Raw genomic sequence first — 24,969 nt, 5'->3', positions numbered from 1 at the left:
GGGGCACTCACTGGTAAGGGCAATGGACATCCGTGATGAGTTAATGGAGCACGTCCCGCGGTTGCGCCGCTATGCAAGGGCGCTGATCAACAACCGGGACCTGGCCGACGACCTGGTGCAGGACACGTTGGAGCGCGCGTTAGGGCGCACGTCGATGTTTCAGGCCGGTACCGACCTGCGTGCGTGGCTATTTACGATCATGCACAACGTGTTTGCCAATCAGGCGCGCAAGGCTTCGGTGCGGGCCGTGCATATTTCGGTGGACGACGAAAGCGTCGCGGAAAGCGAATTCGCGGTCTCCGCGGACGCGACCCGCTCGCTTGAGATGCGCGATCTCGACTACGCGTTGCAGCGTTTGCCCACCGAGCAGCGCGAGGTCGTGTTGCTGGTTGGGCTGGAAGAGATGAGTTACGCCGACGTGGCGCTCGCTTTGGATATCCCGATCGGCACGGTGATGTCGCGGCTCTCACGCGGACGTGAACGACTCAGGGCTTTGATGGCGGGTACGCAGCCCGGTGCGAAATTACAGGTGGTGCGATGAGCGAACAAGTGACTCCAATCGGCGAAGAAGACCTCCACGCGTACGTGGACGGCACGCTATCCGACGAGCGCCGCGCCCAGGTGGAGCGCGCACTCGAGCAGAGCCCCGAGTTGGCCGCACGCGTCAGCGACTACTTTTCGCTGAACAACCTCTTTCATGAACGCTACGACCGCGTGCTGAGCGAGCCGGTGCCCAAGCGGCTGCAGCCGCCTGCACCGAAGCGTCGCTGGCTGGACGCAGCGAACTGGCCGCAGTTTGCGGGCATGGCGGCGGCGTTGGTGCTGGGTGTGGGGATTGGCGTGGGGACGCAGATGGGCAAGGAAGTGCCGGGCACGATGGGCACTTCCATGAGCATGGGTGGTAACTCGTCGGATACGCGCCCGGTCAGTGCGGATGCGTCCGATGGGCTTGCCCGTCAGGCGGCGGTGGCGCATGTGGTGTACATGCCCGCTGTGCAGGTGCCCGATAGCACGGGCACGGACCACGATCAGGATTTCGTGCAATGGCTGTCGAACAAGCTCGGCACCGATGTTCATGCGCCCTTGCTCAACAAAAGCGGGTTTGAATTGAGCGGTGGACGTATCTTGCCTGGTGCGGACGGTCCGGTTGCTCAGTTCATGTATCGCGGGCCTGGCGACGAACGGGTGACGTTGTGCATCTCACATCGCAAGGTGAATTCGAACACCACCGCGTTCAAGCTGTATCAGGATGGGCCGGTGAATGTGTTTTATTGGGTGGATGGGGATTATGGGTATGCGGTCTCAGGCGGGATTGATCGCAAGGTGCTGCTGCAGCTTTCGCACGATGTGTATGCGCAGTTGACGGCGAAGGGGGGGTGATGGAGTGCGCGGCATACCCCCGCGCACGCTATGCGACCGGTGACTAGCGTTACATCAAGCGCAATTTCGATCCGCGCTGGGCGTCTGCCGTCGCATGACTTTCTCCACTCCTCACCAAATCCCGCGGTGTCATCCCCAGCAACCGGTTCATCCAATGCGCCATATGACTCTGGTGCGCAAACCCAGTTTCCAGCGCCACCTGGCTCGCACTTAACCTGCCCTGCAGCAACAGCGCCCGAGCCCGCTCGACGCGCCGCTGCACGACGTACTGGTGCACCGGCATACCAAGCGTCTCGCGAAACAGCACCTTGAAATGCGGCACACTGAGATCGGCTAGCGCAGCCAGTTCCGCGAGTGTGAGACGCTGATCGAGATTACCCTCGATAAACTCCACCACCCGCGCCGCCGTCCGCGGGGCGAGCCGTTTACTGCGCTTGCCTTCGAGTGCCGGCGCCTCCTCGAGCAAGCGCACGATCATCGCAGTAGCGAGGCTTTCTGCGTAAAGCGGATCGGAAGCATCATCCGCCTCGAGTTCGGCGCGCAACGCCCAGGCCAGATGCTGAAAACGCGGATCGCGCATCTGGAACTGCGGACGAATCTCCGCCCGATTGCCACGCAGATCCATTTGCTCTAACGTACGCTGCGCGAACGCGTCGGCAAACCAGACGCTGAAGATCGTGCAACTGGTTTCATCGGCCCATTGGCCGTCGACTCCCGCCGGAATCACGTCCGTGTCGCCCGGCGATTGCAAACGCACATGACGGCGTTCATTGCACAGACAGCGCGCCTTGACCGGCGTACCGACATGTATGCCGACCCGGTGATGTTGCAAAGCCGGAATCCGGTGCACCCCCGCGGCCACACTGACCAGTTCTGCGCCGAATCCTTGCCAGCCAAGTCCAGCGCTCGATCGCAGACTGATGCGGGAACCGGAGTGCGGCACGGGGATAGGAATCGCGGCGTTCATTGCAGCCCTCCAGGATGGCGACAGATGTTGCCTGCATTGTGCGACGTTTTCGCGCGGCTCGCTTAATGTGCGTGAAGCATGATGCCGCCACGCGAAGCAGCGGCAAATCAACGTCACCTTGCGCCACAAAAACCACCATCCAGATCTGCTCGCTTCAATCCATCTGTGTGCGTTTTGCCTGTTAGCCGCTCCTATGATGGCCACACCCTATCTGTCCACAAGGAGCGCAACGTGTATGTAATATTTGGAGCAGCAGGCAATGCGGGAAGCATCACAGCGGCCCGTCTGCGTGATACAGGCCGTGCGGTGCGGGCAATTGTCCGCCATGAACACCAGGGCGAAGCGCTGGCAAAGCTCGGCTGCGAGATCGCGTTAGCTGACCTCACGGATCGTGCCTCCGTCGCCAAAGCGATCGAGGGCGCAGACGCGGTGCAGATTCTCTGCCCGGTACCGCATAACGATCCGCATCCCGCCGATTCGATGCGACACATGATCGAGACCGCGGTCAGCGCGTTGCGAGCGAACCCGCCGCCGCGGATCCTCGCATTGTCAGATTATGGCGCGGAACTGGAGCACGGCACCGGCATCACGCTGCTGTTTCACCACCTGGAGGCGCAGTTAAAGCCGATGGAGAGCCATCTGACCTTTCTGCGCGCAGCGGAACATATGCAGAACTGGGGACGTGTGATGCCCGCCGCGCTGAAGGCAGGCGTGCTGCCGAGCTTGCATCACCCGCTCGACAAACGCTTTCCGAGTGTCTCGGCTCAGGACGTGGGTCGGCTCGCCGCGGATCTGTTGCTCGACGACGACCCGGCCGGGGAGATTACGCCGCGTATCGTCAGTATCGAAGGGCCGCAGCGCATCAGCGCGCTCGATGTCGCGCGCACGCTCGGCGAGCTAAGCGGGCGTGAGGTGGTCGCGCAGGCATTGCAGCGCGAGGCATGGACACCGATGCTGCTGCATGCCGGCCTCAGCACCGAACACGCACGGCTGATCACGGATCTCTACGAAGCGCACAACGCGGACCGCATCGATGTCGAAGCGGGCGTGGGGGAACGGCGCTTTGGGACCACGGGGCTAGCAGAGGCGCTGGCGGCGATGCTGCCGCGGGTCGAGGCAGCAGCAAGCTGAACGCGCACGGTGATGGACGATTGCGCTCATCAGCGGCCGCGCCTGGTGCGGCCCACTTCCTCTCGTCCATCTTCCAATCAACCCAATACTCGAAGCGCACGCTCCCAACCCTCCGCGACGGCTCGACGCGCATTCTTGTTCGGTCAGGAACGACAGGCCTTGACCAATTTTTACATCATCCAACATCCGACCTGCTAAGTTTTCGCGCGTTGCACATAAGCCTCGCGCATCCCGCGCGTTTGGGATATCAGCCACTCGACCGCGCGGCGCTCGAGTTCCCGGGAAAGGCGTGGACCACGCGATTGCCACGGAAAATTCCGCCCCCCCACAACGCAGCCGACCGCTTGCCGACTATACGTCAAAGACGTACAATAACCCCGATGCTGACAATTGTCGAAACGCCTCTGTTCAAGCAACGCGTGTCCGACTATTGGACCGAAAATGAGCGCGGTGAATTCTGTTCTTGGCTCGCCCAACATCCAGACTCTGGGGACGTGATTCCCGGCACTGGTGGATGTAGGAAGGTGCGATGGAAACGACAGGGCAGCGGAAAGAGTGGCGGCGTTCGCGTCATCTACTACAACCGGCTCGCGAATGGCGAAATCTGGTTGCTAACCATCTACGCCAAAAGCGTGCGGGAAAACATCCCTGCTCATACGCTCAAGGCCATCAAGGAGGCCCTTGACCATGCCGAAGACTGAAAAAGAGCTCATCGAACGCGACAAGTCGCGCGATATCGGTGCAGAGTTGCTGCAGGCGGTCCAGCAGATGAAGGCTGGACAAGTCGGCCGCGTTACCACCGTCCAGGTTAGCGCCGCGAGCGAAGCTCGTCGCAAGGTGGGGTTGTCGCAAAGCCAGTTCGCGGTAGCGCTGGGCGTGTCGGTGCGCACCCTTCAAGAATGGGAGCAAGGTCGGCGCGAACCATCCGGAGCCGCCCAACGGCTGCTGAACATTGCAGTGCGGCACCCTGAAGTGCTCATCGAGGAATTAGCAGCAAGATAAGGCGTCCAGAGAAAAGAGCCCCCACACATCCGGGCTCGCCGAACGAACAAGGCTCTACCTATTCGTTCTCGTCAAAGTAATGCCCAAACTTGACCTGCTTCGTCCGGATATACCGCTCATTCTCCTCGCGCATCGGGATCGCCAGCGCGACCCGCTCGCACACGGGAATGCCATGTTCCGACAAGGTATCGAACTTCTTCGGATTGTTGCTCATCAACCGGACCGAAGTGACCTTCAGCGTGCGCAGGATCCCCGCCGCTGAATCGTACTCACGCGAATCGTCGGGCAGGCCGAGATCGAGATTGGCCTCCACCGTATCGCGGCCCTGCTCCTGCAATGCATATGCACGAATCTTGTTGGACAGGCCAATACCGCGCCCCTCGTGGCCACGCAGATAAAGCAGCACGCCGCGGCCTTCGGCGGCGATATAGCGCAACGCGAGATCGAGTTGTTCGCCGCAATCGCAGCGATATGAGCCCAGCACGTCGCCCGTCAGGCATTCCGAATGCAGGCGGGTCAGCACCGGTTCGTTGTTGGCGACGTCGCCCATCACTAGCGCGAGGTGTTCGGCGCCGCTGTCGCAAACGCGAAAAACGTAGGACGTAAATGTGCCGTAGCGGGTGGGTAGCGTGGCGACCGCGTCGAGAATGACGCATTCACCGTTATGTTGGCCGTCTGCAATCGACAGATCTTGAGGCGTGGGCATGGCGTTAGACAAAGGCACTGACATGAACCCGTGAACAACCGGGGATAAAGTACGGAACTGGAGTTTACCGCTAATCGGCCCCGCTCACCTGCACACGTGCCTGTCGGCGAAGCAGGCTCCGGCAAACCACCCTCTCCATCGTCAGCCATCCGTATGAAGCACAACACCAGGGATTTGCCCATGAGTGCCTGATGACCCTACGCGGCCTATACTGGAATCGCCTGTCCTTTCCGACCGCGCGTCCGAGGCGACGTGCTGCACTGCGATATGGAGCCGCTCTATGACTAGCGTTGCGCAACTTCTCAAATCCAAACCGAATCGGGACGTCTACACGGTTGCAGCAGATGATTCCGTATATGACGCGATCAAACTCATGGCGGACAAGCAGATTGGTGCGCTGGTTGTGACCGAGGGCGACAGCATCGCCGGAATCGTCACGGAGCGGGACTATGCGCGCAAGGTCGTGCTGATGGACCGCGCGTCAAAGGCCACGCCGGTGCGCGACATCATGAGCCGCGCGGTGCGCTTCGTGCATCTCACCCAGACCACCGACGAATGCATGGCGCTCATGACCGAGCGGCGCATGCGCCACCTGCCGGTGATCGATCAGGACAAACTGGTGGGAATGGTGTCGATCGGCGATCTGGTGAAGAACATCATCGCCGAGCAGCAGTTCACGATTCAGCAGCTCGAGTTCTACATCACGGGCGAGCATCCCTGACCCTCCGCCGCGTAGCCACGACGGTCGCCGCCGCAAAAAAAGCCCAAGCCATCAAGGGTTGGGCAAAGCTACCTTGCGGCAGCGGAGGTTCCTGCGTTTTCGTGTCGGCGAATATGCCGCGCGCATCGATTCACGTCGATCGCAGCGGCACCCCACCCGATTGTGTGGCGACGCACACCGTCCGGTGTGCCCGCCTTTTAGCGCTTTATCTCACTGCGAACCAGTCATCCTGCATACCCGCCCGCCTGACTGCAACCACATTAATGGCCTTCATAAATCCGTTGGCTCGGCACGGTCGGGGTCGCCGGCTGCTGCATGGTGCCGGAAGCCGACGAACCGCTCGTCGACGGACCATAGCCGGTCGTATCCGCTACGCCCTGCTGTGCTACCGGCGGGTTTTGAGCCTGGATGCGCTGTTCGGCGGCCTGGATGTCGGCCGGGTAGTTCGGGTCATTAGCCTCTGCCGGGTTGTAGCCGGCTTGCTCCAGCTGGATCAACTGATTCTTGACTTCAGCACGCGTCATAGGCTGCTGGCTGGTATCTGCTGCCTGCGCGAACGCAGCGGCCGGAGCGGCGAGGATTGCGGCAATAGCGACAGCTTGGATGAGTGACTTCATGATGGCTTACCTCCAGACTTGGTTTTTTTTGCATCGCTTGACACACCATGTGAAAAGCGAGTAGTTCCAGTCTAGCCACCACCGCTCCAAGGGAAAACCCTTAATTTCGAGATATATAATTGCGAGATTCGCAAGAGTAAGTGGGGAACCCGAGCAAAACACATCGACCTGACAATTATTGCGTAGCAATTGCCAATTCCGTAAGCTTCGCAAGCTATTTGTTAAGCAAATGCTTTCTAAACCGGTCGTAGCTTCCGGAAAACAGGACCGCTGGACCGCTCAGAGAGACCGAATGGGCACGCGAGAGAGCGGCATCAGCAGCTTGCGCGGCCCGCTGACGAACGGGCTACCGGGCTCATAAAAGCGCAACAGACGGTGCATCTCGCGCGACAGGCCAATGCGTGTGGTCGCGGCCACGCGCATCTCCTCTGCCTCCATACGGCCGATCCAGAGATCGTGGCCAGTGCACAGATCGCGTCCGTCGAACGCTGCTGCGATGCCGAGCGCGATCGTGAGCCGGCCGGGTCCTCGGGCAAGATCGCGCAGACTGACGCCCGGACGACGCGCCTGCATGAGGGAAAGGCCTTCGAGCGGTTCAATCGCCCGGATCAGGATGCCGGCGCCCGTCCCTTCCTCCTCGCTGGACATGTTCAGCATGTACGAGACCCCGTAGGTCAGCCGCACATAGGCATGGCCCCGCGCCATAAACAGCGAGGCGTTATAGGCGCGCAGACCGATAAACGCATGCGAAGTCGAATCGCCGACCGGATAGGCTTCCGTCTCGACAATCCGCCCGCTGATGCGTCCTTCGGGCAGGTCATGCACCACATACTTGCCGACCATGTAGCGGGCCAGTTCGACCGTGTCGACGGGCAGGTCGTCACGGCGCAGCGGCAGGATCGGAAGCGGTGTATCGGTCATGGCAAGGTGGCGGATAAAGGTGCCCATGCAACGAGAGGCGGGGGGGCAATGCGGCGCAATGATCTGCTGATTATTGCAATTGTCGGTCAGTCCGTTGTGCAAAAGCAGCATTTCCGCAAACGCTTGCGTTCAGGATTCTTTCAAGTAAGGTATCGTTACATTCCGGTCGGTACCACAGCCCTCGCGGGCTTGCGGGTGCCTCGGGCCGCTTGATCAGCAAACAGGTTTGCATCACTCGCAACATCGTTTCACTCAGATTTGATCCCGAAGTACCGTTGGTGCAACCCTGCGGTTTCCATCCGGAACCGTGACGAATCATGACAACAGGAGAACTTGAATGAAAGCATTCCAGGCAATGAAGGTCATCGGCGGCGCGCTCATCGTCGTAGCGTCCCTTAACGCTTATGCACAAAGCAGCGATGCAATGGCTGCATCGGGCGCGATGGCTGCCCCGAGCGCCAAGTCGACCAAGGCTTCCAACCGTGCTCTGCAACGCAGCGTGCGTAAGGCTCTGTCCAAAACCAAGGGTCTCAGCGTGAACAACATCACGGTTCGTGCTCGCAGCGGCGCAGTGACGTTGGAAGGTTCCGTGCCGGAACAAGGTCAAAGCGACATCGCTACGCAGGCAGCACAAGGCGTAGCAGGCGTGACGTCGGTAAAGAACGACCTGACGATCCGCGCGATCGGTCAGTAATCGCATCAGACCGGGCACAACCCTGTAGGACCGGGGGTTGTGCCCGCTTCGTTTTTGGCCTCAAATTCAGCTTCAGTCTATTCGCGCCTGGTAGCCCGCGCGCACCTCACCCGTTGAAACTGCGCTGCAACTCACGCGCAATCACGATCTGCTGGATCTGCGTGGTGCCTTCGTAAATGCGAAACAGGCGCACGTCCCGGTAGAAGCGCTCGATTCCATACTCGCTCATATAACCCGCTCCGCCGAAGATCTGCACGGCACGATCGGCGACTCGTCCGCACATTTCCGTCGCAAACATCTTGGCGCACGACGCTTCGCTCGTGACCCGCTCGCCCGTATCGCGGCGGCGTGCGGCATCGACGATCATGCAGCGCGATGCGTAGATCTCCGCCTGGCTATCGGCCAGCATGGCCTGAATCAATTCGAAGTCCACAATCGCCTTGCCGAACTGCTTGCGCTCCATGGCATAGCGCAGCGCGTCCGCGAGCATGCGTTCAGCCGCGCCGGTCGCCACGGCAGCGATATGCAGGCGGCCCTTGTCGAGCACCTTCATGGCGGTCTTGAAACCGACGCCCTCTTTCTCGCCGATCAGGTTCGCCACCGGCACGCGGCAGTTGTCGAAGATCACGTCGCAGGTATGCGCGCCCTTCTGACCCATCTTGCGATCGATCTTGCCGAGCGACAGCCCCGCCGTACCCGCCTCTACGACGAACGCGGAGATGGCGCCAGCGCCTTTCGCGGTGGGATCGGTACGCGCCATCACGGTGAAGAGGCCGGCCTCCGGCGCATTCGTGATGAAGCGCTTGGTGCCGTTCAGCACGTAATGATCGCCATGGCGCACCGCGCTGGTTCTGAGCGATGCGGCATCCGAACCGGCCTCCGGCTCAGTCAGGCAAAACGAGCCGATCAGCTCGCCCGAGGCGAGGCGCGGCAGATACTTCTCCTTCTGCGCAGGCGTACCATCGATCACGATACCCGTCGAACCGATGCCGTTATTGCTGCCGATTGCCGAACGGAACGCCGGTGAGGTCTTGCCAAGTTCGATCGCGGCCAGCACTTCTTCTTCCATGGTCAAGCCGAGGCCGCCATACTCTTCGGGCAGACATAGTCCGAACAGACCAAGATCCTTCATTTCTTGCAGCAATGCGGCGGGAATCTGATCGGTTTCCGCGACGATTTCCTCATTCGGCACCAGACGTTCACGGACAAAACGGATAATGCTGTCGAGCAACAGATTCAGGGTTTCCTGGCTTCGAATCACAACGTCTCCTTCAAAACACGCGTTCGCCATTGATACATATTCGTTATAGTTTAATGTACTAGCGCGTACTCCTGGTTCATTGCATCGGGTTGCATCAATGCGCAGGCAAGCCTCGCCCTCACTGTATAAGCATTAGAAAAAGGAAACGACCGGATGTCGACAACATCGCCCGTGCTGCCCCGCTGGACCATTGGCGCTCCCATCGCCGGCTGGCTCATACTCGGCGCTGCCGTTGCGCTGCCCGGATACGGCGTGATACTGGCACTCGTCGGTGTGGCGCTGGCCGCTTTGGTGTTCGCCGCCGTGCATCACGCGGAGGTGGTCGCGCACCGGGTCGGCGAACCGTTCGGCACGCTGGTGCTGGCGGTGGCCGTCACCGTGATCGAGGTCGCGCTGATCGTCTCGGTAATGCTAACGTCCGGTCCAGAGAAAGCCGGCCTTGCACGCGACACCGTGTTTGCTGCGGTGATGATCGTGTGCAACGGGATCGTCGGCATCTGTCTGCTGGTGGGCGGCATCCGCCATCGCGAACAGGACTTCCAGGCACGGGGCGCCGCTGCCACGCTCGCCGTGCTCGCGTCGCTCTCGGTGCTGACGCTGGTGATGCCGAATTTCACCACCACGCGCGAGGGTCCGTTGCTGTCGTCGTCGCAACTGGCATTTGCGGGGATTTCGTCGCTAGTGCTGTACGGCGTGTTTGTGTTCGTCCAGACCGTCCGGCACCGAGACTATTTTCTCGCCGCCACGCCCGACGAAAGCGTTCACGCCGAACCGCCCAGCGTGACGCAGGCCGGGATCGCCGGTGTGTTGCTGCTGGTTTGTCTGGTGGCCGTGGTATTGCTCGCCAAGCTGCTCTCGCCGACGGTCGAAACAGCCGTGCAAAATATCGGCGCGCCAGCTGCAGTGGTGGGCATCGTGATCGCGGCGCTGGTGTTGTTGCCCGAGGGGCTCGCTGCGGTGCGCGCGGCACGGGCAGACCGGTTGCAGAACAGCCTGAATCTGGCGCTCGGCTCCGCACTCGCCAGTATCGGGTTGACGATTCCCGTTGTGGCCGCGGTGTTCCTCTGGACCGGTCAGCCGCTCGTACTCGGCATCAACGGCAAGGAAATGGTCATGCTGGCGCTGACACTGCTGGTCGGCACCCTGACACTGAGTAGCGGGCGTACGACTATCCTGCAGGGAGCGGTGCACTTGTCGCTGTTTGCGGCGTATCTGTTTCTGTCGTTTGCGCCGTGAGGTCTTGCGGTGTGTTCGCACGGTAAAGTCGCAGCGCCTTCAGCTTCACTCAGTCCAATGTTCCGTAATCCACTCGCGGAACAGATTAACCTTCTGTTGATGCGCGACACAGTCCGGATAGACGAAGTAGTAGCGCCACCCCGTTGTCAACACCGTGTCGAACGGTCTTACCAGCCGCTTCGCCGCCACGTCCTCGTCGATCAGCGCGAGGTCGCTGATCGCGACGCCAAACCCTTGTAACGCTGCGTTCGTTGCCAGATCGAGCGTATCGAAGCTCGGACCGTGGGTGGCGTCGATATCGCGCGCCTCCACATGATCGAGCCACATCTTCCAGTCGCGGTGATCGCGGGTTGGGTGCAGCAGCGTATGGCGCGCCAGATCGGCGACGCTATCGAGCGGCTTGTCGTTGAGCAGTTCCGGCGCGCACACGGGCGTCAGGCGCTCTTCGAAGAGTGCCAACGCCTGTACGTCGGCGCCGGGTGAAGAGCCATAAATGATCGCCGCATCGAACGGCTCGACCTGAAAATCGACGTCATGCTGCCAGGTGGTGGTGATCTGCACGTGCAGATCCGGGTACTCGGCCTGAAACTGCATGATTTTCGGCAGCATCCAGCGCATCACGCAGGTTGGCACCTTCAAGGCCAGATCGGTACGCTGGCGCGTGAGCCGCAACGAGATTTCCTCGATACGCGCGAAGCTCTCCTTCACCGCGGGCAGCAGCAACTCGCCCTCAGCCGTGAGCGTGAGGCCTTTCGCCTGACGCTTGAACAGCGGAAACTTGTAGTAGTCCTCAAGCGCGAGAATCTGCCGGCTGACCGCACCCTGCGTCAGGCAGAGATGGTCGGCCGCACGTGTGAAGCTGCGGTGGCGCGCCACGGTCTCGAAGATCTGCAGCGCGTTCAGCGGGGGAAGTCGTCGCATGGGCCCAGTCTGGGTATCAGGAAAACGCATCGCCAAAACGCGCAGCGAGGGGGCTGCTCGCGCCCGGCGAGCCTTCAGCATAAGCGATCAAAAAACTTCGCGGTTCATTCCACCTGAGGGCTGCATGCGCGGCGCTCATGCCACGACACACCGTGCCCGGCCGATGCCTTCGGCCCGGCGCATGAGCTTACGTCATGGCGTCCATGCAGAGATTTCGTTTGTTGGGTGATTTTGGCAAACCTAGAGTGCATCCACCCGCAACGCGTTCGCACAGCACGACTCGCGCGAAAGTTGCCCTGTTCAACCCGGGAGAAACGCTCATGCAGGACATCAAATACGGCAGAAGGCAGGCTATCAAGGCGCTAGGCGCTGCGCTGGCAGCGTCGACGCTGCCCATGCCGTTCGTGAATCTGAGGGCGCAGGAGCAGAAGTTCTCCGGCAAGACCTTGCGTCTCCTGACCTGGTCTGACGATACGGGCGCCGCGGCACTGCGCAATATCGCCGCGACGTTCACCGCGAAGACCGGCGCCAAGGTGATCGCCGATCGCGCCGACGGCACCTCGGGCATGGTCGCCAAGGTCAAGGCCGCGGGCGACCGCCCGACCTACGACGTCATCACGCTCGCGGGCGTGGGCGCCTCGGGCCTCGGCGATGCGGGTCTGCTGGTCAAACCCGACCTCGACAAGCTGCCCAACCTGAAGGAAGTCGAGCCGCAATACCGCACTGGCGCGGACGGTTTCGGTGTCGGCTACCTGCTGTGGTCCGATGGCCTGATCTACAACACCTCGACCGTCAAAACCGCTCCTGCGTCGTACGAGGCGTTATGGGATCCGAAGTACGCAGGCCGCCTGTTCCTGCCGCCGCCAGAATGGGCCGAAGCGGTCGATCTCGCGATCATCGCCGCCAGGATGTCGGGCGGCTCGCAACAGAACATCGACCCCGGCTTCAAGAAGCTCGCGGAACTGAAAGAGCGCGTGATGACGCTCGGCGAGAACCCGAACCAGGTAGCCGACCTGTTCCGCACCGGTTCGCTCGATATCGGCGGCATCTATTCGCCAGCGTTCTTCCCCGATCAGATTCGCAAGCCCGAGTACAAGATGGGCGTGACCTACGGTATGAAGGAAGGCTTCGCCACGCAGTTGATGTTCACGGTGATTCCAAAGTCGCATCCGGGCGACAGCGATCTGATTCACGCCTTCATCAACCATTCGCTCGATGCGGGCGTGCAAGGCCGGATGGCCGCGGACGTCCTCAATGGTCCCGTCAATTCGAAGGCGGTGATCCCGGCCGAGAGCCGCGCGTTCGTACCCAGTCCGAAGCAGATCGCTGAGAAAGCGATCCTCCACGACGACAAGGCGCTGGCCTCGGTGCAGGCGGCGTGGATCAAACGCTATACCGAGATTTTCTCGGCATGACGGCGATGCCCGCGCGCTCCTCGCAGCGCGCTTCCGGGACCTCGGAGGGACCCGGCATGGCGGATGCGCCGGGAACCTCGGGTGCCGATGGTGCGCCGGACGAACCGGCTTGCGCCGCCGCGCCCGGCGCCACCTGGGCGAAGGCCCGGCCGTGGCTGCTGCTGGCGCCGATCCTGTTGTTCCTTGCCGTGCTTGCGGCGGCGGCGCTCGTCGTGCTGCGGATGAGTTTTGGCACCCAGGGCAGCGAGTGGCATGGCTTCACGCTACAGAACTATCAGGACCTGGCCGATAGCTACTTCATGAGGTCCCTCTGGATCACCTTGAAGCTGGCGTTTCAAAGCATGATCTGCGCGGTGCTGCTGGCGATCCCGGTTGCGCTCGCGATGGCGCGCACCGAGTCGCGACTTGCGCGGCGCCTGCTGCTGGCGGGCGTGCTGCTGCCGCTGCTCGTCAATCTGCTGTTGCAAGGCTATGGCTGGCTGGTGATTCTTGGGCCGGCCGGATTGCTCAATCACGCGCTGCTCGCGAGTGGGTTGATCGAGCGTCCAGTGCTATGGCTGTATCGCGAGCACGGCGTGCTGCTCGGGCTGATCCAGACGGCGTTTCCGCTCGCCGTGCTGCCGATGTCGAGCGCCATGCGCGCGGTGTCGCGCTCTTATGAAGAGGCCGCCGCCACGCTGGGCGCAACCCGCTGGCAGACCCTGCTTCACGTGATGCTGCCGCTGGCGATGCCTGGTCTCGTCTCCGGCGCGTTGCTGGTGTTCGCCTATAACGCCAGCGCGTTCGCCGTGCCGTTGCTGCTCGGCGGGCGCCGCGTGCCGATGCTTGCCGTGCTGGTACATGACCAGGTCGCACCGCTGCTGAACTGGCCGGCCGCGTCGGCCTCCGGTGTGGTGCTGATGGTTGCCACGCTGACCGTGATGGCGCTCTCGCAAAGTCTCGTGCGGCGTACCCAACGTCTCGCTCCCGAGGAGCCGTCCACATGAACACGCCCGCCCTCCCCAACCGGATGCGCACGCTGCGCCTGCGGGCCACCATGCCCGGCCGGCTCGGCAAGCCAGCGGCCCTGCTCGCCGCTATCGTGCTGTTTCTCGCCGCGCTGCCGATCCTGACGATGATCACCATGTCGTTCAGTGCCTCAGACACGCTCGAATTCCCGCCGTCCAGCTACAGTCTGCAGTGGTATCGCGCGGCGTGGCACAGCTTTGTCGCGCCCGACGCCAGCGACGCGCTGTCGATGGGCAGTGCGCTCACCACCAGCCTGATCGTGGCCGTGTCTACCATGATCATCGCCACGCTGGTCTCCGTGCCGGCCGCCTATGCGCTGAGCCGCTACCGGTTTCGCGGCAAACCGGCGGTGGAGCAGTTAGTGGCATTGCCGCTGGTCTATCCACTCGTGATGCTCGGGCTCTCGCTGCTGCTGGTGTTCAATGCGCTGCCGGTCGAACTCGGCGTGTTCCGTCTGATCATTGCGCATGTGATTCTGGCGCTGCCGTTCACGGTGAAGAACTGCGCCGCGTCGGTCGCCGCGATCGGACCGGAGTTCGAGGAAGCCGCCTGCGTGATGGGTGCGAGTCCAGGCCGCGCGCTCATCGACGTCGTCTTGCCGCTCATGCGCCCCGGCATTCTCGCCGGCATGCTGTTCGCGTTCATCATCTCGTTCAACGAATTTACGGTGACGTTTTTTCTCTACGGTATCGACACCATGACGCTGCCAGTGTGGCTGTATAGCCGCACTGTGTCGTCGCTCGATCCGACGGTGTTTTCGTTCGCAGTCTTCATCGTCGCGATCGATTTCGCGCTGATCTGGCTGCTCGAGACACTGATTGGCGATGAAGGTGTCGCCCTTTGATGCCGCGCCGCGACGCCCAGTGTGTTGCTGTTTTGATTCCTTTGCGATTCTGGCCCAGCAGGAGCCTCTCATGACTCATCTGACGTTGCAGGCCGTGACCAAGCGCTTTAACGCAGCGTACGCCGTCGACCACGTCGATCTGAGCGTGCCGGACGGCAAGCTGATCTGCTTCCTCGGGCCGTCCGGTTGCGGCAAGACCACCTTGTTGCGCATCATCGCAGGGCTGGAAACGCCGAGCTCAGGGATTGTGAGCTTCGCCGGCCGGGACATCACGCATTTACCTGCGAATCAGCGAGACTTCGGCATGGTGTTCCAGTCGCTCGCGCTGTTTCCACATATGACGGTGGCGCAGAACATCGCCTATCCGCTGCGCCTGCGCAAGACCGCCAAGATTGCGCAAAGCCAGCGCGTCACGGCACTGCTCGAACTGATCCAGTTGCCGCATATGGCAAACCGTCCGGTGACGCAGCTCTCCGGTGGGCAACGGCAACGCGTGGCGATTGCCCGCGCGATCGCTTCGTCGCCAAAGCTGCTGTTGCTCGACGAACCGCTCTCGGCGCTCGACGCCAAACTGCGCGAAGCCATGCAGGTGGAAATCCGCCTGTTGCAACAGCGCCTCGGTATCACGACGATCATGGTCACGCACGATCAGCGCGAAGCGATGACCATGGCGGACGAAATCGTCGTCATGGAGAAAGGCCGGATTGCACAGGTCGGCAAGCCGCTCGACATCTATCGCGATCCGGTCAGCGAGTTCGTGGCCGACTTCATCGGCCTCGGCAACATCCTGCCGGTGACCTACGACGGCGCTGGCGGCGTAAGCCTGCCAGGTGGCCAGCAGATCCTCGTGACGCCGCCGGCGCGCGTGCCGGCATCGGCCTCGGAGATTCGCCTGCTGATCCGCCCTGAGGATGTCTGCGTCAGGATTGGCTCGGACACCGCCGGCCAAAGCCAGAACCGCCTGAGTGGCACGGTCAGCTTCATTCGTGACGTGGGCGCCTCGCTCGAAGCCACGATTGACTGCGCCGGCTTCACGCTCACCGCCGCGACAACCCCGCGTGAAACGCCCGGCTTGATGCTCGGCATGCCGGTGCTGGCAGAGCTGCCGCCTCATGCCTGCAAGCTGATCGCGGCCCGCGCCGCGCACTGAAACGACGATCTTGAACTGATCCGATAGATACCCACGCTTTGACAGAGGAACGACCATGACGACTCCCGACTCACTTGCTCCACGCGTCTCGCGTGGCCGGCCTGCTCCGCGTGTCCGGTACGGACAGCTTACCCGGCATCTGCGGAATCTGGGCCATCCGGGGCATCTGGGGAAACTGCGCCGTGGACTGGCGACGGCCGCCACGACGCTGGCATGCGCCGGCTTTGTGGCGCTGTCCGCGTTCATCGCCCCCGCGGCCCATGCGGATGCGCTCGATTCGATCGCCAAATCCGGCGTGGTGCGGATCGGCGTATTCGAAGACTACCCGCCGTTCGGCTCGATCGGTCCGGACATGAAGCCGGAAGGTTACGACATCGACGTCGCCAACCTGATCGGCAAGGCGCTCAACGCGAAGGTGGAACTGGTCCAGGTGACGGGCGACAACCGCATGGCTTACCTGGCCGACCACAAGGCCGACATGCTGCTCTCGGTCGGCCAGACGCCGGAACGCGAGAAGGTGATCGACTTCTCGCAGCCTTACGCTCCCTACTACCTCGCCGTGTTCGGCCCAAAAGCGTTGCCGGTCAAGAACGCTGGGGATCTCGCCGGCAAGACCATCTCGGTAGCACGCGGCACCCTGGAAGACCTGAGCGTCACCAAGATCGCGCCGCCCAGCGCGACGATCAAACGTTTCGACGATCCTAACGGTGCAATTTCGGCGTTTCTTTCTGGTCAGGTACAGTTGATGGTGGTCGGTAACGATGTCGGGGCGACGATCCTGGCGCGCCATCCACCCAACGATCCCGAGCAGAAGTTCGCCCTGTTCAGTTCGCCGGATCACGTCGGCCTGAACAAGAACGAACCGCGCCTGAAGCAGAAAATCGACGACACGATTGCCCGCGCCCGCAAGGACGGCACGATGAACGCGATTTCGCAGAAGTGGCTGCGGGCGCCGCTGCCGGCCGATCTATAACCGTTTTGTCCGGAGCCTGACGTGGCCCGGCGGGAGTCCGATTCACGATGAGCGGCATGTCATGAGTTATGCGTTCGATTTCAGCGGCTTCGGCATCTATGTGGGCATGCTTGCACGCGGCGCCGCCGTCACCTTGGGGCTGACTGCCTTGTCCACGGTGCTGGGCGGGCTCGTGGGGATCGGCGGCGCAAGCGTCAGCGTCGCCGGACCGCGCTGGGCGCGCAGGTTGATCGCGGTGTATGTCGAACTGATCCGCAACACGCCGTTCATCGTGCAGTTGTTCTTCGTATTCTTCGGCCTGCCGACTCTCGGCATCCATATCGACGAGATCCAGGCCGCCATTCTCGCGATGACGGTCAATCTCGGCGCCTACGCCATCGAGATCGTGCGCTCCGGTATCGAATCGGTGTCGCGCGGCCAGGTGCAGGCGGCGCAGGCGCTCGGCCTGCACGGACGCCAGGTGTTCCGCTTCGTCGTGCTGCCCCAGGCGCTGGCCAACGTGTTCCCGTCGCTGCTGAGCCAGGTTCTGATCGTGATGCTCGGCTCGGCGGTCGTATCGCAGATCTCGGTGCCGGATCTGACCTACGCGGCGAACTTCATCCAGTCGCGCAATTTCCGCTCGTTCGAAAGCTACGTGATCATCACGGTGACGTATCTGGTGCTCTCCATCGTGTTGCGCCAGGTGCTCAACTGGCTCGGCCGCGGCCTCTTTGCAGGCCGCATGCCGCAACGGCCCGACGAGCCGCGCGGCTGGCGTCTGCTGCTCGCGTGGCGTGGTCCGCGCGCTGTCCCGACGGAGCGCTGATCATGGTCGAATTTACGCTGTGGGATATCGCCCGCAATCTGTTGCTCGCCGCGCGCTGGACGGTGCTGCTGTCCGTGATCGCGTTTGTCTGCGGAGGTCTGGTGGGATTCGCGCTGCTGGCCATGCGCGTGTCGCCGCTGCCGTGGTTGCGGCGGGCGGTGTCGGTGTACGTCGAACTGTTCCAGGGTACGCCGTTGCTGATGCAACTGTTCCTGGCTTTCTTCGGTTTGCCGCTGTTAGGCGTGGACGTCTCGCCGTGGACAGCCGCCATCGTGACGCTGACGCTTTATACCAGCGCCTATCTGGTGGATATCTGGCGCGGTTGTGTCGAGGCGGTGCCGCGCGGCCAGTGGGCTGCGGGCGCGAGTCTCGGCATGACGTTCGGCCAGCAGTTGCGCTACATCGTGTGGCCACAGGCTAAAAAGATTGCGGTGGCGCCGACGGTCGGCTTTCTGGTGCAGGTGGTAAAAAGCACCGCGCTGACCTCGATCATCGGCTTCACCGAGTTGACGAAGACCGGCACGATGATTACCAACGCAGCGTTCCGGCCGTTTCCGATCTACGGGATGGTGGCGCTGATCTACTTCGCGATGTGTTTCCCGCTCACCTGGTATGCGCGTGCGCTGGAGAAACGGCAGAAGGTTGGGCAGCACCGGTGACGGACTGAAATGGCAGGCGGCAACCGGATACGGCTACGGTTGCCGCAAACCACGCTGCCGCCTTCCAATGTTGCGATCCTAGCGGGCCGCCTGCGTCGATTTTCTTAGCTTCGCCACCTCGTCCGAAGTCACCGCCGGCGCGCCGTTATTCCACCCTGCCCGGACGAACGTCAGCACATCCGCGATCTGCCTGTCGTTCAGCACGGGTGCGTAGTTCGGCATCGGGTACGGCGCCGGAACGCCCTGAATCACCAGATCGTCGGTGCCGTTCAACGTGACGTTGATCAGCGACGACGCATCGTGCTCCAGCACATTCGGGTTGCCCGCCAGCGGCGCCAGCATCGGCGCGAAGCCGCGGCCATCCACGCCATGACAATGCATGCAGTACTCGGTATAGACACGCGCGCCGCCGTCGTTCGCTGGACGGGATAGCGACACCTTCGTCGCCTGCGGGTCGTAGGCATACTGCGGCGCGCCCGTACCGCCAGCGGCCGGCAGCGACTTCAGATAGCTCGTCATCGCGGCGATATCCGTGTCATTGGTGGCTTGCGTACTGTTGTTGATCACGCTGGTCATCGAGCCGAACGCCGATGCATGCGCGTTCGCCCCGGTCTTCAGGAAAGCCGCGATATCCGCCTCCGACCAGCGCCCAAGTCCGACGTTATGCTCCTGGGTCAGATTGGCGGCGAACCAGCCGTCGAGTGTGCCGCCGGTCAGATACGCGCTGCCGCTTTCATCGAGCGCCTTCTCCTGGAACGCGATACCGCGCGGCGTGTGGCACGAGCCGCAATGTCCAAGGCCCTGGATGATATAGGCGCCACGGTTCCACGCTACGTCTTTGCCAGACTTGTCCTGATAGACGGCCTTGTCCAGAAACACCACGTTCCAGAACTTCAACGGCCAGCGCATGTTGAGCGGCCACGGAATGTCGGACTCGCGATTGGCCTGCTGCACGGGCGCCACGCCCTTCATGAAGAACGCGTACAGCGCCTTCACATCGTCGTCGTTGACCTTCGCGTACGACGGATACGGCATCGCCGGATAGAGATTGTGCCCATCCTTCGCCACGCCCTCGCGCAACGCTTTGGCAAAGTCTTCCTCCGTATAACGGCCGATTCCGGTGTCAGGATCAGGCGTGATGTTGGTGGTGTAGATCTTGCCCATGGGGGTCGTCATCGGCAATCCGCCCGCGAACGGCTTGCCTTTGGGGGCCGAGTGGCAGGCGACGCAATCGCCGAGCTTGGCGAGATATGCGCCGCGCTGCACCAGGGCGTCGTCTGCGGCGTGTGCAGTTGACTGCACGGCAAACGGCGACGCCAAGCTCAGCGCGAAACCGAGCGCCGTGCCGGAAACCTTCAATGTTTTGATCATGGTCGGTCTCCGATTAAACGGTTTGCAGCTGGCTGCCAACCGGCAACTGCCGCAGCCGTTTGCCGGTAGCGGCATAGATCGCGTTTGCCAGGGCCGGCGCCAACGCCGCCGTGCCCGGCTCGCCGATCCCGCCAGGCGCTTCGGTGCTCTTCACGATATGCACTTCGATACCCGGTGTCTGGTCGATGCGCAGCATCCGGTAGTCGGTGAAGTTGTTCTGCTCGACGCGACCGTCCTTGATCGTTATCTCGCTGTACAGCGCCGCCGTGATGCCGAAGATGATGCCGCCTTGCACCTGCGCTTCGATGGTGTTTGGATTGACCACCATCCCGCAATCGACCGCGCAGACCACGCGGTTCACGGTCACCTCGCCCTGGTCGACCGTGACGTCCGCGACCATCGCAAAGAAGCTGCCGAACGCGTGCATGACCGAGACCCCGCGGCCCTGGCCCTTCGGCAGGCTTGTGCTGCCCCAGCCGGCCGCCTGGGTTGCTGTGTCGAGCACATTCAGCGCACGCGGTGTTTTGCCGAGCAGATCGCGCCGGTATTTCACCGGGTCCACCTTGGCCTGCGCGGCTAGCTCGTCGATGAAACTCTCCACCACGAAGGTGCCGCGCGTCGGACCGACGCCGCGCCAGAATGCAGTCGGCACCGTGCGGGGTTCCTGACGCACATAGTCGATCAGCTGGTTTGGCAGGTCGTACGGCAGATCGGTGGCAACTTCCACCGCATCGGGGTCGATGCCGTTCTTGAACGCCGGCGGCGCAAAGCGGGCGATGACCGACGAGCCGACAATCCGATGCTGCCAAGCGATCGGCTTGCCGTTCGCGTCGAGTCCCGCCGAGATCTTGTCGTAGTAGTACGGCCTGTACATGTCGTGCTGGATGTCTTCTTCACGCGTCCATACGACCTTGACCGGTGTGCCCAGCTGCTTGCCGATCTTCAGCGCCTGGGTGGCCATGTCGAATTCCAGTCTGCGCCCGAATCCACCGCCGAGCAGGTGGTTATGCACGGTGATCTTCTCTGCCGGCAGGCCGGTAATTTTCACGGCCGTATCGACGATACGCGTTGGCACCTGCGTGCCCAGCCAGATATCGCAGCCATCCGGTCGCACATGCACGGTGCAGTTGACCGGTTCCATCGTGGCGTGGGCGAGGAACGGTTGCTGATAGACCGCATCGACGCGTGTCTTGGCGTCCGAGAAACCCTTCGCGACGTCGCCGTCCTTGCGCGCTACGGCACCGTTGCCGTGATCTGCCGCGGCGCTGAGATCGTCGACGATCTGCTTCATCGAAAGACTCGCGCCCGCGCCTTCATTCCAGGTGATCTGCAGCGCTGCAAGGCCGCGCTTGGCGGCCCACGTGTGATCGCCGATAACAGCTACCGCGTTGTCAGCCTTGATGACCTGACGTACACCGGGAATCTTTTTGGCATTGGTGTCGTCGACGCTGCCTAGCGTGCCGCCGAACACCGGACACGTTGCGATGGCCGCGTAGACCATGTCCGGTACGCGCACGTCGAGGCCAAACACGGCGGTGCCGTCCACCTTCTCCGGCGAGTCCAACCGCTTGACCGCCGTGCCGATGATCTTGAAGTCCTTCGGATCCTTGAGCGGTACATTCTGCGGCGCCGGCAACTTTGCTGCGGCATCCACCAACTGGCCGTAGCCGAGGCTGCGATTGCTGGCCGCATGAATCACCTGCCCAGCCTGCGCGTGACAGGTAGCCGGATCGACCTGCCATTGCTGCGCCGCGGCACTAATCAGCAGCACACGAGCGGTGGCGCCTGCCTTGCGCATCGGATCCCATGCGTAACGGATCGAAGTCGAGCCGCCGGTCAGCTGACCGCCGAGCAGCGGATCCATGAAGAGCTTCTCGTTGGGCGGCGCGTGGTCGAGCGTGACGCTGTCGAGCGAGACTTCGAGCTCTTCCGCGATCAGCATCGGGATCGACGTGTAGATGCCCTGGCCCATCTCGACCTTGGGAATCACCAGCGTCACCTTGCCGGTGTTGTCGATCTGGATAAAGGCGTTCGGCGCGAACACCCCAGCCGGTGCGGGTTCGCTCGCATCCCCGCCGATTACCGATTTGCCCGTTGGATCCTGGCCCTGCGCCTGGCTCACGGTCGGCAAGCCGAAGCCGAGCAGCAGGCCGCCGCCTGCGGCAACACCCACCGTGACACCGAATTTCAGAAAAGTACGGCGGGAAAGATGCGAGCCGTTATCACCCTGAGCGGCGCCCTTGCCGCCCTGCGCGGTTCTTCCAGCGCTGCCGGCGTTTTGCGAATCAAGCAGACCTTGCGACATGTCAGGCCTCCTTTGCCGCTTGCTTGATCGCCGCGCGAATGCGGTTGTAGGTGCCACAGCGGCAAATGTTGCCAGCCATGGCCGCGTCGATATCCGCATCGGTGGGATTGGGGTTCTGCGTCAGCAGCGAGGCGGCCGACATCACCTGCCCCGACTGACAGTAACCGCACTGCACCACGTCGATCTGCCGCCAGGCCTGCTGCACCTTCTTCCCCGCGGGCGTCTCGCCAACCGCTTCGATGGTGGTGATCTTCTTGTCGCCGACAGCCGCCACCGGCAATACGCACGAGCGCACCGCCGCGCCGTCCAGATGCACGGTACAGGCGCCGCACTGGGCAATCCCGCAACCAAACTTCGTGCCCGTCAGGCCGACCAGGTCTCGTAAGACCCACAGCAAAGGCATGTCGGGGGGTGCGTCGACGGTATGCGTCTGACCGTTGATATTGAGCGTTGTCATGGGGACTCCGATTGCGGATTTATTGTTTGGGCTCGCGATGAACCGGCAGCACGATGTGGAACGAGGAAATTGTAGTCGCCCTTTAAAAAATATGTACGTAGCGTGTCGCACAGGGAAGTTTGCTAGCATGCCCCTTTACCCCCCAGGAGTTGCGCCATGACTGAACAGCAAGCCATTCAATTCCTGTCTGAGGTGCGCCGGCCGTTGCTGTCGCTGCACAAGGCGATCCTCGATCACGAGCGCGCGTCCTACGAGAAGGAATTCGGCCCGGTGACGCCGGCGGCGTTTCTACAAGTGCTGATCAATGGCTCGGGGTTTCGCTGGCTCTCACCGCTTTCGACGGTGATTGCCAATGTCGACGAGACGCTCGACGACAAGAAGGCCACTGCTACCGATCGCCTGTCCGCAGTCGGGGCCGTGACAGGTCTGTTCTCAGCGGATCAGCCAGACAATGCATTTTTGCCGCGCTATCTGCCGTTATTGCAGACGAGCCCGGCCATCCTGCATGAGCATGGAAAAGTCACGCAGCTGTTGCGGGCGGTGGAGGGGCAGTAGAGGTAATGCGGAGTCGGCGGCGGGCGCCGCCGACGTCTTCATGCTTCGCGTAGTTGCTTCTTTCGCGTAACTGCTTCTTTTAGTTCAGATCAGCCGGCGAGGTCCGACGGCAGCTTGCCACCGTTTGCCGCCAGCGCGTGCATGACCTGCGTGTGCAGCCAGACGTTCATCGTAGCGGAGTCGTTCGTGTCGCCGGTGTACTTCAACTCGGCGGCCAGTTGCTTGCGCGCCGAGAGGCTGCTGTCTTCACCGACGAGCTTCATCAGATCGACAATGGAATGCTTCCAGTCGAGCTTCTCCGAATTCTTGGCGGCGAGTCCGTCGAGGATGGCGCCGACGTCCACCTGCGCGGGAGCGGCGGCAACGGGCGCGCTGGCCGGGGCGGGAGCGGACGAAGCAACAGCCGGCGTCGGCGCGTCGATCGGCCCAGTCCCCGGTTTCGAGCCCGAGGGCGCCGGAGTAATCGCAGCAGCGGCGACGGTGGTAGCATGTCCGAAGATCTTACCCATTAGGTTCGCGAAGAGGCTCATAATGAACTACGGTTGCACGCTAACCCTGACTATCAAGCGACGATTAAGTTAACCTTTACATGACCTCCTGGCGTCTTCTTACTCACGGCGCGGGCTCGCCGGCGCAGAACATGGCCGTCGACGAGGCCTTGCTGCGCAACGTAACTGCGCCTGTGCTGCGGCTCTACGAGTGGAGTGTCCCGGCCGTCAGCCTCGGCTACTTCCAGCCGGCGGCGCTGGCAGGTGAGAGGCCTTTTGTGCGGCGCTACACCGGCGGCGGGCTCGTCGACCACGCGCACGATGTCACCTACACGATCGTGCTGCCGCGCTCGCATCCGTGGATGGAGATGTCCGCGCCGGAAAGCTATTGCCACATCCATCGCGGCGTGCAGGCGGCACTCAAGGCCTGCGGGATTGCGAGCGAGCTCACGCCCGCCGCGCACGCGGTCGAGTCCGACGCCTGTTTCGCCAAGCCGGTGAAGTTCGATATCGTCGCGCCGACGGGCAAGCTGAGCGGCGCGGCCCAGCGCCGCACGCGCGAAGGGCTGCTCCACCAAGGCAGCATCCTGTTGCCCGATCCGGCCCGCAACACCGGCCTGCGCGCCGGCTTCGCGAAGGCGTTCACCGCGCACCTCGAGCTTCCCGTCGAGCCCAGCGAACTCACCGCCGAGGAGGTTGCGCGCGCCGAAGAGCTGGAGCGCGAGCGCTACGCCACCGAGGCGTGGAACCGGGCGCGCTAAGGCATTCGAGACATCTGGAATCGTCGAGTCGGCGTGTTGGAGGTGAATTCACGTTTTTCCTCTGAAAATCCACCGAAAGATTCCTCCGGAAATCACGCATTACTTGTTGTGAAGAAGGCGGAATTTTCGGTACAATGACCCACTTATGGCAGACCCCAAAAAGCCCGCTGCATCTGACAGCGGAGACGAGTACATCCAGCACGATTCGACGGTTAAAAAAGAGTACGGAGTTGAGCAGCTAGGCAAGCTCGAAGGCCTTGAAGCCGTTCGCAAAAAGCCGGGCATGTACATCGGCGGAACCGATGAACGGGCGCTGCATCATTGCATTTCCGAGGTGCTCGACAACTCGGTTGACGAACATCTCGCCGGCCACGGCAAGAAGATCGAAGTGACGATCCACGTCGACGGCTCCATTTCCATCCGCGATGAAGGCCGCGGCATCCCAGTCGACATTCATCCGCAGTATAAGATTCCCGGCGTTGAGATGGTGCTCACCACGCTCCACTCTGGCGGCAAGTACGGCCAGGGCGGCTATATCTACTCCGGCGGCACGCACGGTGTCGGCGCCAAGTGCGTCAACGCGGTCTCGGAATGGTTCACGGTCGAGGTCTCGCGCGACGG

At 62.3% G+C, this 24,969-nt stretch carries 28 protein-coding genes; 18 read left to right on the top strand and 10 right to left on the bottom strand.

What is annotated here, in order from left to right; all coding sequences use genetic code 11:
- Positions 1–22 precede the first annotated feature (22 nt).
- Together M0954_RS08210 and M0954_RS08205 are read left to right on the top strand one after the other, a co-directional pair.
- Positions 23–541 carry a sigma-70 family RNA polymerase sigma factor gene (locus M0954_RS08210; protein WP_122156040.1) on the top strand — a complete coding sequence of 173 codons (519 nt, stop codon included), beginning with the start codon at positions 23–25 and terminating at the stop codon, positions 539–541.
- On the top strand, positions 538–1,380 hold the full coding sequence (locus M0954_RS08205; protein WP_122156041.1) for an anti-sigma factor: 843 nt from the start codon (positions 538–540) through the stop codon (positions 1,378–1,380). Before M0954_RS08210 ends, M0954_RS08205 begins: the two co-directional genes overlap by 4 nt.
- 49 nt (positions 1,381–1,429) lie before the next feature.
- Here the strand turns inward: M0954_RS08205 and M0954_RS08200 are convergent, their stop codons facing one another.
- Positions 1,430–2,347: a helix-turn-helix transcriptional regulator gene (locus M0954_RS08200; RefSeq protein ID WP_297352580.1), complete on the bottom strand. Its 918-nt coding sequence runs from the start codon at positions 2,345–2,347 to the stop codon at positions 1,430–1,432.
- Between the two features lie 231 nt (positions 2,348–2,578).
- On the opposite strand from M0954_RS08200, the gene M0954_RS08195 reads away from it, so the two are divergent.
- The 3 genes from M0954_RS08195 (at position 2,579) to M0954_RS08185 (ending at position 4,480) form a co-directional block, all read left to right on the top strand.
- Positions 2,579–3,478: an NAD(P)H-binding protein gene (locus tag M0954_RS08195; protein WP_297352578.1), complete on the top strand. Its 900-nt coding sequence runs from the start codon at positions 2,579–2,581 to the stop codon at positions 3,476–3,478.
- A 380-nt stretch (positions 3,479–3,858) separates the two neighbouring features.
- Positions 3,859–4,179 carry a type II toxin-antitoxin system RelE/ParE family toxin gene (locus M0954_RS08190; protein ID WP_123387192.1) on the top strand — a complete coding sequence of 107 codons (321 nt, stop codon included), beginning with the start codon at positions 3,859–3,861 and terminating at the stop codon, positions 4,177–4,179.
- Entirely contained in the window at positions 4,166–4,480 is a 315-nt protein-coding gene (locus tag M0954_RS08185; RefSeq protein WP_123387191.1) for a helix-turn-helix domain-containing protein, read from the top strand. The genes M0954_RS08190 and M0954_RS08185 overlap by 14 nt, the downstream gene beginning before the upstream one ends.
- A gap of 58 nt (positions 4,481–4,538) precedes the next feature.
- Here M0954_RS08185 and ribA read toward each other — a convergent pair whose 3' ends face one another.
- Entirely contained in the window at positions 4,539–5,186 is a 648-nt protein-coding gene (ribA, locus tag M0954_RS08180; protein ID WP_122156080.1) for a GTP cyclohydrolase II, read from the bottom strand.
- Positions 5,187–5,466: 280 nt separating this feature from the next.
- On the opposite strand from ribA, the gene M0954_RS08175 reads away from it, so the two are divergent.
- A complete protein-coding gene (locus M0954_RS08175; protein WP_122156081.1) occupies positions 5,467–5,907 on the top strand; it encodes a CBS domain-containing protein in 441 nt (146 codons plus the stop codon).
- Positions 5,908–6,167: 260 nt separating this feature from the next.
- On the opposite strand, the gene M0954_RS08170 is transcribed toward M0954_RS08175, so the two are convergent.
- Positions 6,168–6,524, bottom strand: a complete 357-nt coding sequence (locus tag M0954_RS08170; RefSeq protein WP_122156082.1) for a DUF4148 domain-containing protein — start codon at positions 6,522–6,524, stop codon at positions 6,168–6,170.
- A 279-nt stretch (positions 6,525–6,803) separates the two neighbouring features.
- Positions 6,804–7,445, bottom strand: a complete 642-nt coding sequence (locus tag M0954_RS08165) for a DNA-3-methyladenine glycosylase (RefSeq protein ID WP_297352576.1) — start codon at positions 7,443–7,445, stop codon at positions 6,804–6,806.
- 337 nt (positions 7,446–7,782) lie between these two features.
- Between M0954_RS08165 and M0954_RS08160 the strand changes: the two genes are divergently transcribed.
- Complete coding sequence (locus M0954_RS08160; protein ID WP_122156083.1) at positions 7,783–8,139, top strand: BON domain-containing protein; 357 nt, start codon at positions 7,783–7,785, stop codon at positions 8,137–8,139.
- Between the two features lie 106 nt (positions 8,140–8,245).
- Here M0954_RS08160 and M0954_RS08155 read toward each other — a convergent pair whose 3' ends face one another.
- Entirely contained in the window at positions 8,246–9,400 is a 1,155-nt protein-coding gene (locus tag M0954_RS08155; protein ID WP_297352574.1) for an acyl-CoA dehydrogenase family protein, read from the bottom strand.
- A gap of 153 nt (positions 9,401–9,553) precedes the next feature.
- Here M0954_RS08155 and M0954_RS08150 point away from each other — a divergent pair, with 153 nt between their 5' ends.
- Entirely contained in the window at positions 9,554–10,636 is a 1,083-nt protein-coding gene (locus tag M0954_RS08150) for a calcium:proton antiporter (RefSeq protein ID WP_123387189.1), read from the top strand.
- A gap of 45 nt (positions 10,637–10,681) precedes the next feature.
- Here the strand turns inward: M0954_RS08150 and M0954_RS08145 are convergent, their stop codons facing one another.
- Positions 10,682–11,557 carry a LysR substrate-binding domain-containing protein gene (locus M0954_RS08145; protein ID WP_122156085.1) on the bottom strand — a complete coding sequence of 292 codons (876 nt, stop codon included), beginning with the start codon at positions 11,555–11,557 and terminating at the stop codon, positions 10,682–10,684.
- Positions 11,558–11,877: 320 nt separating this feature from the next.
- Here M0954_RS08145 and M0954_RS08140 point away from each other — a divergent pair, with 320 nt between their 5' ends.
- From M0954_RS08140 to M0954_RS08110, 7 genes are all read left to right on the top strand, one after another.
- Positions 11,878–12,972 carry a PotD/PotF family extracellular solute-binding protein gene (locus tag M0954_RS08140; protein ID WP_122159115.1) on the top strand — a complete coding sequence of 365 codons (1,095 nt, stop codon included), beginning with the start codon at positions 11,878–11,880 and terminating at the stop codon, positions 12,970–12,972.
- Positions 12,969–13,958, top strand: a complete 990-nt coding sequence (locus M0954_RS08135; RefSeq protein WP_297352572.1) for an ABC transporter permease — start codon at positions 12,969–12,971, stop codon at positions 13,956–13,958. The genes M0954_RS08140 and M0954_RS08135 overlap by 4 nt, the downstream gene beginning before the upstream one ends.
- 23 nt (positions 13,959–13,981) lie before the next feature.
- On the top strand, positions 13,982–14,824 hold the full coding sequence (locus M0954_RS08130; protein WP_297352591.1) for an ABC transporter permease: 843 nt from the start codon (positions 13,982–13,984) through the stop codon (positions 14,822–14,824).
- 70 nt (positions 14,825–14,894) lie between these two features.
- Positions 14,895–15,974, top strand: coding sequence for an ABC transporter ATP-binding protein (locus M0954_RS08125; protein ID WP_122156088.1), 1,080 nt, complete (start codon positions 14,895–14,897; stop codon positions 15,972–15,974).
- Positions 15,975–16,029: 55 nt separating this feature from the next.
- A complete protein-coding gene (locus M0954_RS08120) occupies positions 16,030–16,947 on the top strand; it encodes a transporter substrate-binding domain-containing protein (protein WP_297352570.1) in 918 nt (305 codons plus the stop codon).
- A 61-nt stretch (positions 16,948–17,008) separates the two neighbouring features.
- Positions 17,009–17,752 carry an amino acid ABC transporter permease gene (locus M0954_RS08115; protein WP_297352567.1) on the top strand — a complete coding sequence of 248 codons (744 nt, stop codon included), beginning with the start codon at positions 17,009–17,011 and terminating at the stop codon, positions 17,750–17,752.
- 2 nt (positions 17,753–17,754) lie between these two features.
- Positions 17,755–18,411, top strand: coding sequence for an amino acid ABC transporter permease (locus M0954_RS08110; RefSeq protein WP_122156090.1), 657 nt, complete (start codon positions 17,755–17,757; stop codon positions 18,409–18,411).
- 78 nt (positions 18,412–18,489) lie between these two features.
- Here M0954_RS08110 and M0954_RS08105 read toward each other — a convergent pair whose 3' ends face one another.
- The 3 genes from M0954_RS08105 to M0954_RS08095 are packed head-to-tail and all read right to left on the bottom strand — an operon-like array spanning position 18,490 to position 22,544.
- On the bottom strand, positions 18,490–19,782 hold the full coding sequence (locus M0954_RS08105; RefSeq protein ID WP_297352565.1) for a cytochrome c: 1,293 nt from the start codon (positions 19,780–19,782) through the stop codon (positions 18,490–18,492).
- A gap of 13 nt (positions 19,783–19,795) precedes the next feature.
- Positions 19,796–22,087, bottom strand: coding sequence for a xanthine dehydrogenase family protein molybdopterin-binding subunit (locus M0954_RS08100; RefSeq protein ID WP_297352563.1), 2,292 nt, complete (start codon positions 22,085–22,087; stop codon positions 19,796–19,798).
- Position 22,088: 1 nt separating this feature from the next.
- The gene (locus M0954_RS08095) at positions 22,089–22,544 is read right to left on the bottom strand and encodes a (2Fe-2S)-binding protein (RefSeq protein WP_122156093.1); all 456 of its coding nucleotides are present in this window, start codon (positions 22,542–22,544) and stop codon (positions 22,089–22,091) included.
- Positions 22,545–22,700: 156 nt separating this feature from the next.
- On the opposite strand from M0954_RS08095, the gene M0954_RS08090 reads away from it, so the two are divergent.
- Positions 22,701–23,099 carry a hypothetical protein gene (locus M0954_RS08090; RefSeq protein WP_133894689.1) on the top strand — a complete coding sequence of 133 codons (399 nt, stop codon included), beginning with the start codon at positions 22,701–22,703 and terminating at the stop codon, positions 23,097–23,099.
- An 89-nt stretch (positions 23,100–23,188) separates the two neighbouring features.
- Here the strand turns inward: M0954_RS08090 and M0954_RS08085 are convergent, their stop codons facing one another.
- On the bottom strand, positions 23,189–23,629 hold the full coding sequence (locus tag M0954_RS08085; protein ID WP_297352561.1) for a DUF3597 domain-containing protein: 441 nt from the start codon (positions 23,627–23,629) through the stop codon (positions 23,189–23,191).
- Between the two features lie 110 nt (positions 23,630–23,739).
- Between M0954_RS08085 and M0954_RS08080 the strand changes: the two genes are divergently transcribed.
- Positions 23,740–24,348 (top strand): biotin/lipoate A/B protein ligase family protein, encoded by a 609-nt coding sequence (locus M0954_RS08080; protein ID WP_297352559.1) that lies wholly within the window; start codon positions 23,740–23,742, stop codon positions 24,346–24,348.
- Between the two features lie 145 nt (positions 24,349–24,493).
- The coding region (locus M0954_RS08075) for an ATP-binding protein (RefSeq protein ID WP_297352557.1) at positions 24,494–24,969 on the top strand (476 nt) is incomplete at its 3' end.

The organism is Paraburkholderia sp., from assembly GCF_026225065.1.
Lineage (GTDB): Bacteria > Pseudomonadota > Gammaproteobacteria > Burkholderiales > Burkholderiaceae > Paraburkholderia.
This window is presented reverse-complemented; position numbering and strand designations above follow the sequence as displayed.